The organism is uncultured Hyphomicrobium sp. (assembly GCF_902826555.1).
Taxonomy (GTDB): Bacteria; Pseudomonadota; Alphaproteobacteria; order Rhizobiales; family Hyphomicrobiaceae; genus Hyphomicrobium_C.
Genome location: NZ_CADEFI010000065.1, coordinates 1 through 2,539, shown reverse-complemented (window position 1 = coordinate 2,539; position 2,539 = coordinate 1). Strand labels below are relative to the sequence as shown.

Here is a 2,539-nt window from a genome sequence, read left to right as displayed (position 1 = left end):
GTCCGGAAGCTGGCTCCACATCAGCTCGGTCAGATCCCAGGCCGGCGCCACAAGCACGAGGCCGCGCACGCGCTCCGCTTCCTCGGGCGCCACCTCCATCAGCCGTCGCAGGAGCAGCAGCGCCACATGCGCCCCGGTGCTCGACCCGACGAGGATCTGCGGTCCCCGCGTCAAAGCGCGGAACACCGCTTCGCTCTCGTCCAGCCAGTAGCTGATCGTCGCCTCCTCGAAGCGACCCTCAGACCGTCCGTGACCAGAGTAGTCGAACCGCGTGAAGCCCAGCCCCCGCGCAGCCGTCCATTCGGCCAGCGCCTCGGCCTTGGTCGAAACCATGTCGGACTTGAGGCCGATCAGCCAAACAAGCCCGGGGCCACCCTCCCGGGCCGGCGGCTGCGAGAAAAAGGCGATCCGGCGTGCCCGGGATCCGGTGCCGACAGTGATGAATTGCGGTTCTGTCGCGCCCATCCTATGAAGCCCTATCTCGTCACCCGGAGGCCGGCTTGGCCGACAAGCGCCCGACCATACTGCAGATCATCCCCGAGCTCGACACCGGCGGCGCAGAGCTGTCGGCCGTTGAAATCGCCGACGCCATTGTCCGCGCCGGCGGCCGCGCCCTCGTTCTGTCCGAGGGCGGGCGCCTGGCGCCCCGGATCACCGCCTCCGGCGGCGAGTTTGTGCCGTTCGCGGCCGCCACCAAGAACCCTATCCGCCTGCTGTGGAACGCCACGCTCATCGGCCGCATCATCGCCACCGAAGGCGTCGATCTGGTGCACGCGCGAAGCCGCGCTCCGGCCTGGAGCGCCCTGATCGCCGCGCGCCGCGCCGGGAAGCCCTTCGTCACCACCTATCACGGTGCCTATAACGAGAAGACGAGCCTGAAGCGCGCCTATAACGCCGTCATGGCCAAAGGCGATGTCGTCATCGCCAACTCCAACTTCACCAAGCGCCTGGTCGAGCACCGTTACGGCACCCCGCAGGATCGGATTCGCGTCATCTACCGTGGCGTGGACGGCGAGAAATTCGGCCCTGCGGCTGTTTCGGAGCAGAGAAAGGCCGCATTGCGCGAGAGGCTCCAGATCGCGCCCGCAACCCGCGTCATCCTCCAGCCCGCACGTCTGACCAACTGGAAGGGCCAGAGCACCGTCATCGAAGCGGCGCGCCTGCTCGAAAAGGAAGGCCGCCTTGGCGACAGCATCGTCGTGCTGGCCGGCGACGCCCAGGGGCGCGAGTCCTATCGCCAGCGCCTGGAAGCCGAGATCGCCGCCGCAGGCTTGAACGGCAAGGTCGTACTCCCGGGGCACGTGGACGACGTGCCGGCAGCGCTTGCCATCGCCCATCTCGCCATCGTCGCCTCGATCGAGCCCGAAGCCTTCGGCCGCGTTGCCACTGAAGCCCAGGCCATGGAGTGCCCGGTCATCGCAACCGACATTGGCGCGCCGCCGGAAACAGTGGCGGCGACCCCGGCCGTACAACCGCAAAATATCACCGGCTGGCTCGTCCCCCCGGGCGACGCCCCGAGACTGGCGGCCGCCATGGGCGAGGCCTTGAGCCTCTCACCCGACGCGCGCGCAGCCCTCGGCGCCCGCGCCCGGACCCGGGCCATAACGCACTTCAGCCTCGACTCCATGCGGCGCCAGACCCTGGAGGTCTATGATGGTTTATTGGGCACACACCTCGCCGCCGCCTACCGCTGACGGCACCCATCCCCGCTCTCTGCGTTGCATCAGCCTGCAATCGCTTGACTTGGACGAGGTTCTTCACAATGCTCCGGCCCAACAGTCGGCAGTCCACGGTGGAAATGCGACCCTCCCCAGGGATCGTTCCAGAGGCGTTGTGTTCTGACGGGACCTGCCGTAGCTATTGCCGATTGACTGAAACAATTGATGGAGACTGAACATCCGCAAGCCTATGCGTGGCGCCGCCGAGCGCGAGCCGACCGGCCCGAAGATCAATGACGCGATCCGGGCGCGTGAAGTACGGCTGATTGATGAGACCGGACAGAACGTTGGTGTCGTGAGCAAGTTTGATGCTCTCGCCCGTGCCGAGGAGGCGGGACTCGATCTAGTCGAGGTTTCGCCGGACGCCGAGCCGCCCGTCTGCAAGATTCTCGACTTCGGCAAATATAAGTATCAGGAACAGAAGAAAGCCGCCGAAGCGCGCAAGCATCAGAAGATCGTCGAGATCAAAGAGATCAAGATGCGCCCCGGCATCGACGATCACGACTACGACGTGAAGATGCGCGCCATCAGACGCTTCTTCGAGGAAGGCGACAAGGTCAAGGTGACGCTGCGCTTCCGCGGTCGCGAGATGGCGCATCAGCAGCTCGGCATGGCCGTGCTGGTCCGCGTCAAGAACGACGTCGAGCCGATCGCCAAGGTCGAATCCGAGCCGCGCTTCGAAGGCCGCCAGATGGTGATGGTCCTGGCTCCGAAATAGCGCAGCGCTCGACCTAGCTCTCTCTTTTGAACGGCGGCGCCATGCGTCGCCGTTTTCATTTGCGCGCCTGGAGACCGAGACATCGATGTCCGCTCCTGACCCT

The 2,539-nt window shown here is 65.7% G+C and carries 3 protein-coding genes; 2 read left to right on the top strand and 1 reads right to left on the bottom strand.

Going from position 1 to position 2,539, the window contains the following annotated elements:
- Positions 1 to 465: alpha/beta fold hydrolase (locus tag QZV93_RS17080; RefSeq protein ID WP_295559881.1), on the bottom strand; the 465-nt coding region annotated here is incomplete at its 3' end.
- 35 nt (positions 466 to 500) lie between these two features.
- Here QZV93_RS17080 and QZV93_RS17075 point away from each other — a divergent pair.
- Positions 501 to 1,694 carry a glycosyltransferase family 4 protein gene (locus QZV93_RS17075; RefSeq protein ID WP_295559879.1) on the top strand — a complete coding sequence of 398 codons (1,194 nt, stop codon included), beginning with the start codon at positions 501 to 503 and terminating at the stop codon, positions 1,692 to 1,694.
- Positions 1,695 to 1,908: 214 nt separating this feature from the next.
- Entirely contained in the window at positions 1,909 to 2,436 is a 528-nt protein-coding gene (gene infC / locus QZV93_RS17070) for a translation initiation factor IF-3 (RefSeq protein WP_295559878.1), read from the top strand.
- Positions 2,437 to 2,539: the final 103 nt, after the last annotated feature.

What these genes read in the sequence shown, in the direction of transcription:
- infC (WP_295559878.1), top strand. Translation starts at nt 1,909, where the DNA reads ATGCGTGGCGCCGCCGAGCGCGAGCCGACCGGCCCGAAGATCAATGAC.